We start from the raw sequence: 6,343 nt of genomic DNA, 5'->3' as shown, positions 1-6,343 counted from the left end.
GGTTCAGCCCGCCCGCAGCACCCGCGCCACGACCGGTCCCGCCGCGTCCCCACCGTGCCCGCCGGACTGGACGAGGGCGGCTGCGGCGAGCCCGTTGCCGTATCCCGTGAACCAGCTGTTGGACTTGCCCTGCTGGTCCACCTCGGCCGAGCCGGTCTTGGCGCCCTTGGGCCCGGGCACGCCCGCCATCGCGTTCACGGCCGTACCGCTGCCGGCGGTCGCCGCGTGCATCATCTGCTGGAGCTGGGAGGCGAGCGGGCCGGGCAGCGGCTTGGCGGTGGCCAGTTCGCGGTCGTCCAGGGACTGCGGCACGATCACCGGCTGGCGGAAGCCGCCGTTGATGACGGTGGCCGAGACCGACGCCAGGTCGAGCGGGCTCATCTGGACCTTGCCCTGGCCGATGTAGGACGCGGCGGTCTCCACTCCGGAGGACTCGGGAATGCTGCCGTCGAAGGACTTCACCCCGCCGAGCTTCCAGTTGTTCTGGCCCAGGCCGAAGTAGTCCCGGGCGGTCCGGCCGAGCGCGGTCCCGGCGATCCCCTTGTCGGTGAGCGGCTTCACCGGCTTGATGAAGGCGGTGTTGCAGGACCGCGCGAACGCGTCGGTCAGGGTGCCGTGCGGGATGGTGAAGTCCTTGAGGTTGTGGAAGGTGTAGCCCTCCCACGGGACCGTGGCCGGGCACTCGACGGCCTGGTTCGCCCCGCCCACCCCGTTCTGGATGATCATCGCGCCGGTCACGATCTTCATCGTGGAGCCGGGGGCCACGGACGCCTGGAGCGAGGCGGGGAACCCGTCCTTGCGGTTGTCCGCGACGGCCCGGATCGCCCCGCTGGACGGCTCGATCGCCACCACCGACGACTCCGCGAACTGCTTCACGGCCTGCTCGGCCGCCGCCTGGACGTCCGCGTCGAGCGTCGTCGTCAGCTTGCCCGGTCTGCCCTTGGCCAGGGTGAGCAGCGTCTGGTTCGGGGTGCCCTCGGCGCCGCCCTCGATCCAGGTCTCCACCCCCGGCGTGCCGTTGACCTTGGCGCCGTACTTCTGCCGCAGCGCGTCCAGGACGAACCCGAGCGAGGGGTACTTCTCCTTGGTCAGCACCCGCCCCCGGTGGTCGACGGCCTCGATCTCGGGGTTCTTGGCCGCCCCGGTCACCAGCTTCTCGCCCGCCTTCAGCTTCGGGTGGACGACGGTCGGCTGCCAGTCGACCAGGGCCTTGCCGGTGGTCTGGCCCCGGACGACCGTCAGCCGGGAGCCGTAGGCGAGCGGCGCGGTCTTGCCCTCGTAGGTGACCTCCGCCTTCACCGTGTACGCGACGGCCGCCCCCGTGGCCGCGCCCGGCGTGATCGTCACCTTGTCCACGTGCGCCTGGTCGTGGAAGCCGGCGAGCGCCGTCTGTGCGGCGGCGTTGTTGTTGGTCAGGGCCGAGGCCGCCGCCGCGTCCCCCTTGGACCAGGCGTCGAAGAAGGCCTGGGCGGTCTTGGTGATCTCGTCGGCGGTGGGCGGCCCGGTCCGTACCGGTGCCGCCCGGGTAGGCGAGTCGGAGGACGAGTCGTCCCCGGACAGCATCTGGTAGCCGCCGTACACCACACCGGTGCCGACCACCACGAACACTCCGCCGACGATGGCGGCCTTCGCTCCACTGCGCATCCGCAGCCCCTCCCCAGGAGTCTCTTGAACACGTTCAAGAGTTGCTTGGGAGGAACTTTACGTGACAGCAGTGACACTGGCCCCGCCCGTTACCGGACCGGGACACCGCTCACCGGCTCACACCCAGGTATCCAGCCACATCCGGTTTCGCCAGGAATCCAGCGGAATCGCCGTGCCCGTGTACAGCGGCCAGAAGTAGATGGAGTCTCCGGCGGTGGGAGCCTCACCGGCTCCCACCTGCGCGAACCCTATGCCGCCGGGGCGTCCGGGGACCCGGGGGCCGTCTGTGGGCCGTGATCTTCGTCGGGGAAGAGCGGGAAGACGTTGTCGACCGCCTTACGCGTGCGGCCCTCGCTGCTCGGCATCAGGTGCGTGTAGACCCTGAGCGTGAACCCGGGGTCCGCATGACCCAGGTACGCGCTGAGCGCACGGATGCTCTCGCCAGCGTCCAGGAGCACCGACGCGTAGAAGTGCCTCAGCGCGTGCATGCCATCCTCCGGAGCGGCGGCGTACCGCTCGCCCTCCTCCGGCTCCGGAATGACTCCTGCGACCACCAGTGCGGGCTTCCACATGTGGTCATTGAAGTGGCTCACCCGGACGTGGTCGCCGGAACTGCCGGAGAACAGGAGGTGCTTGGTCACGAGGGGGCCGTCAGGCGTACGCCACGGCAGCGTGACTTTCACCGAAGGGAATTCCTCGGAGTGGGCCCGGAGCGACTTTCCGACCGCGCTCGCAAGAGGAACGGTGCGCACCTTCCCGCCCTTGGGCAGGGCAAAGACGTACTTGCCCCGAATGCGCTTCAACTGGTGCGCGACGGTCAGCCACCCGCCCTCGTAGTCGAGTTCGTCCTCTGACAGACCGAAGATCTCGCCCTGACGAAGCCCGTTCCCGGCACCAGGGTCCACGGTCGCTTGGAACCGTCGGGGCAGCGCGGCGCGCACGTCGAAGACTCGCTTGGCTGTCCAAGGGACCACACGGGGCTTCCCTGGCTTCGGGAGTGTCACGGAGCGGGCCCGGCAGGGGTTCTGTGCCAAATTGCCGTCCTCAACCGCCGCGCTCAGCACAGCCGACACCGTTCCGACGATGATGCGGCGGTACGACTCGGCAGGAACGGTCTGCTCCAACTCGGCCACCCAGGAACGGATGTGCTCAGGCTTGAAGGAGCCGAGCGGGCGCGAGCCGATGTGGGGGTAGGCGTGCAGGCGCAGGCGCCGTTCGGCCGCCTCACGGCTGTTGATCTCGCCCGTGTGTGACTTGACCCACCCTTCGGCGTACTGCTTGAACGTGGTCCGACTGGCTTTCGGGTCGACGTACTGGCCGCGTGCCATGTCGGCTTCGATATGGCTCAGCCACTTCTCGGCTAGGCGCTTCTGCCTGTCAGGGAAGCTCTTGCTCTTCTCCGTGCCATCGGGGCCGATATAGCGGGCGCGGTAGCGCAGCCCGATGCCGTACCGGTCGCTCTTGACCCGGCGCGGCTTGCCGTCGGCGCCGATCTCGGTTTTGTACCAGCGGTCTTGGATGTGGCCTGCCATGTGAGGCGGGTCCTTTCGTGAAGGCGCCCGTAGAGCGCGCCGTGGGGCGCGCTCTACGGGCGTGGGTAGGTCTGGCTGGGCTCAGGCGACCGCGTCGGCGGCCATGCGCTCGGCGGTCCAGCGCCGGACGGCCGTGGGGTCGTACCGCAGGTGCTTGCCGACGCGGAAGCCGGGCGGGCCGGTGCGCTTCTTACGCCAGGCGTAGACGGTCTCTAGGGGCACGCCGAACAGATCGGCTATGTCGTCGGGGGTGAGGTAGCGGTCCGGGAGTCCGGCCCGCAGGGCAGCGCGCGGATCGCTGGACGTGGGCGTGGCCATGGCGGTGGGTCTCCTCATGTCCGGTAGCGCGGAGGGGAGGGAGCCTTTGAATGTGTCCGAGGTTCGGATTTCTGCGTCACGGCGTCACGTGCGTCATTTGGGCCTTTGACCTGCGTGTTTGCGTGACGTGGGGTGGACGGGGTGCGTCACCGCTGCGTCACGGCTTCGTCGTCTGTGACACGGGGCGTGACGCAGGTGACGCACGATGACGCAGACATTCGTGTCTGCGTCACGCCTGTTTCGGCAGTTCAGGGGCCGTTTTCCGTCGGCTGTGACGCAGGTGACGCAGCGTTCCCCTACTTAGGAAAAGAGAGGGGGTGGTGTCTGTTGTTGTGCGCAGCTCAGAACGTGAAGAAGGAGCCGCTGCGCGGCACGTCCTTGGGGCGGTGCTTCGCACCGAACAGCAAGAGGAGCACGCGGGGCGGTGTCGCCCGGGGTGCTCCTCTTGCTGTTGTGCGCGGTGACCTTGTGATCAGAACGCGGCTTCTTGCTGCGGCTCGGGAGTTCCCGTGGGTTCGGTGAGTTCGATGTAGCGGGCTTCGCGGGTGCGTCCCCAGTCGACGTTCAGGCCGCGGGCGGCGAGGGTGGGCTGAAGGCGCTTGAGGCGGTCGGAGAGGACCTTGCCGGTGGTCGGCCAGCCTTTGGGCAGGGGGCGGCAGTCCTCGCCGCTGTAGAGCCGCGTGAGGAGGTGGAGCCACTCGGCGGATGTCATCCGCTGTTGCTCCCCGGGCTGCATGTCGGCCGCATACTGCAACACGGTCTGCGCGAGCAGATCGCCCTCGATCACGTCGTCGTTGAGGTCGTCCAGTCCGGCCCGGTAGGCGGACAGGGCCCCGAGACCCATCGCGGCGTCGAGCTGCGCGCACAGGTGCGCGAAGTCCGCCATGCGCAGATCTGTCGGCGTCTCCGCGGCAGCCGCACGGATCTGGACCGTCAGGTCCAGCAGGGAACCGAGCACGATGGGCAGGACCTGCGCGTACTCCGCCCACAGTTCCGCTTCCGTGCGCCGCACCTTCGGCCGTTCCAGCCGCAAGGGCAGGAGGCGTTCGGCAAGGTCGGGCCGGATCACCCCCACGTCGATGCCGGTCAAGAGCAGCGGGCGGCGGTAGCGGGCGCGGAAGACATCCCCGTCGGTGAACAGGGCCCGCTTGACGGACTCGGCTCCCGTGACGATGCAGCACATGGCGTCGGAGAGGTCCGGGGTCATGTGGGAGAGGTTGTCCAGTGCCGTGACCCATCCCGCGGCGACGGCCGCGATCAGGTTGTCCTCATCCTTCGGGGCCCGCCGCAAATCGCTGCTCATGCCCTCGATGATGCGGATGAGCATCCGGCCAGCCGTCGACTTCCCCGCGCCTTGCGGTCCGGTCAGGAACGGGGCGGGGACGGGGACGGAGGGTTCCAGGCAGCCGACCAGCCAGGCCATGGCGAGGCATTCGGTTTCGGCGTTGACGAAGTTGCACAGGCGGAACAGCAAGTCGATGCCCTTGCCGTCGGTGTTCTTCTCCGGCAGGGGCAGTTCACCGGTGAGCTGGGTGCGCCGCCAGCACACTTCACGCGGGTCGGGGACGCGGATGTCCCAGCCGGTGGGGTGGATGCGTACCGACTGTCCGTCGCTGCGCCCGAGGTCCAGCCACGTCGCGCCGTCGAAGCCGGGGGCGACGCGGATGTGCACGGTCTGGGTGTTCTCGGTGAGCGCGAGTGCTTCGATCAAGTCCAGCGCCTCCTTGAGCGCGGTGCCGTTGAACACGCCGATCCCGTCTTTGAACAGGCCGACCATGAGCTCCTGGCGGTGGCTCCCCGTCGTGCCCTGGGAGCGGATGGGGCGGGCGACGGGGTGGCCGTTCTTCTGCGCGTAGACGGTGCCGTCGGCGGTGCGGAAGTAGCGGAACCGCTCCTGCGCGTATTCGGCGATGACTTCGCGGGCCGGGTTCTTGTCGTCCTCGGACATGGCTACAGTCCCAACCTCGTAAGGGCGTTGGTCCACGCGTCGGCACAGTGCCGGGCGCTCTCTCCTTTGGCCTGCGCGGCGGCGAACAGCCGCGCGATGTGGTCCTCGGTGAGGCAGCCGCATCGCCCGTGTGTCGACAGCACGGCCAGGAACGTGGCGTACACGGCCGCGTGAATACCGCTGGACGCTCCGCTGATGCGCTGAACGGCCATCGTGATGCCGCGTTCCAGGAACGCGGGCGTGCGATGCGGGCAGGTGCCCGCTGCGGCTCGTGCGGGCAGCGCATCGATGCCCGGGGCCTGGTAGACGGTGGGAGCCTTCACGATCAGCGACCGCACGGCCTCCGGCAACGCGGTGAGGGGGTCGGTGCCGGGGCCGCGCCAGCGGGCGTAGGCCATAGTTGACTTGATGTCGACGCCGTCGCGGACACCGTTCGCGGAGGTCATGACGCCCTGGTAGATCCAGTGCTGGCCGCGCGTCGTGGTCACGGTGCGGGTGGCCGGCAGGGTGGCGCGGGCCCAGGCGACGGCGTCGGCGTGGTCGAGGTCGACCACGGTCAGCCCGGCCCCGCCCGGGTGGTAGGCGACGCCCGCCGCCTCACGCCATGCCGCCGCCCACTGCCGGGAGTTGAGGACCCAAGGGTCGGTGGTGGCGGCGGCCCAGCCGTGACACGGCGCGGGGCAGGCGCAGGGGCCGGGCGTCTTCATGTGGGGGCGCCCACCGCACGCGCTGTACAGGCAGGCGGGGCAGTTGGCGAAGGGCACCTTGCCCTTGCGCAGCGGCAGGACGGGCAGGCCGTCGGCCGCGAGTCGTAGGGCGGTGCTGAGGTGGTCTCGCCGGATCAGGGCGGGATGGGTCATGCTGGGGTATCTCCTGCTCTTACGAGGGATGGGAGAGACCC

At 69.3% G+C, this 6,343-nt stretch carries 5 protein-coding genes; all 5 read right to left on the bottom strand.

The features are described from left to right. Positions 1–3 precede the first annotated feature (3 nt). The 5 genes from A8W25_RS31550 to A8W25_RS31530 all read right to left on the bottom strand — a co-directional run bounded on the left by A8W25_RS31550 (position 4) and on the right by A8W25_RS31530 (position 6,302). Positions 4–1,644 carry a penicillin-binding transpeptidase domain-containing protein gene (locus tag A8W25_RS31550; RefSeq protein ID WP_199831890.1) on the bottom strand — a complete coding sequence of 547 codons (1,641 nt, stop codon included), beginning with the start codon at positions 1,642–1,644 and terminating at the stop codon, positions 4–6. Positions 1,645–1,892: 248 nt separating this feature from the next. Continuing rightward, positions 1,893–3,176: a tyrosine-type recombinase/integrase gene (locus A8W25_RS31545; protein WP_067167959.1), complete on the bottom strand. Its 1,284-nt coding sequence runs from the start codon at positions 3,174–3,176 to the stop codon at positions 1,893–1,895. An 81-nt stretch (positions 3,177–3,257) separates the two neighbouring features. After that, a complete protein-coding gene (locus A8W25_RS31540) occupies positions 3,258–3,494 on the bottom strand; it encodes a helix-turn-helix domain-containing protein (protein WP_067167957.1) in 237 nt (78 codons plus the stop codon). A 472-nt stretch (positions 3,495–3,966) separates the two neighbouring features. Next, on the bottom strand, positions 3,967–5,442 hold the full coding sequence (locus tag A8W25_RS31535) for an ATP-binding protein (RefSeq protein WP_067167956.1): 1,476 nt from the start codon (positions 5,440–5,442) through the stop codon (positions 3,967–3,969). Positions 5,443–5,444: 2 nt separating this feature from the next. Then, positions 5,445–6,302, bottom strand: a complete 858-nt coding sequence (locus tag A8W25_RS31530; protein ID WP_067167954.1) for a bifunctional DNA primase/polymerase — start codon at positions 6,300–6,302, stop codon at positions 5,445–5,447. Positions 6,303–6,343: the final 41 nt, after the last annotated feature.

The sequence above is a fragment of the Streptomyces sp. ERV7 genome, from assembly GCF_001653515.1.
GTDB lineage: Bacteria > Actinomycetota > Actinomycetes > Streptomycetales > Streptomycetaceae > Streptomyces.
Note: the sequence above shows the minus strand (reverse complement) of the source record. Positions and strands in the feature narration are given on the sequence as shown.

Bases quoted from the DNA above. Each gene is read 5' to 3' on its own strand.
- A8W25_RS31550 (WP_199831890.1), bottom strand. From the start codon at position 1,644: ATGCGCAGTGGAGCGAAGGCCGCCATCGTCGGCGGAGTGTTCGTGGTG.
- A8W25_RS31545 (WP_067167959.1), bottom strand. From the start codon at position 3,176: ATGGCAGGCCACATCCAAGACCGCTGGTACAAAACCGAGATCGGCGCC.
- A8W25_RS31540 (WP_067167957.1), bottom strand. From the start codon at position 3,494: ATGGCCACGCCCACGTCCAGCGATCCGCGCGCTGCCCTGCGGGCCGGA.
- A8W25_RS31535 (WP_067167956.1), bottom strand. From the start codon at position 5,442: ATGTCCGAGGACGACAAGAACCCGGCCCGCGAAGTCATCGCCGAATAC.
- A8W25_RS31530 (WP_067167954.1), bottom strand. From the start codon at position 6,302: ATGACCCATCCCGCCCTGATCCGGCGAGACCACCTCAGCACCGCCCTA.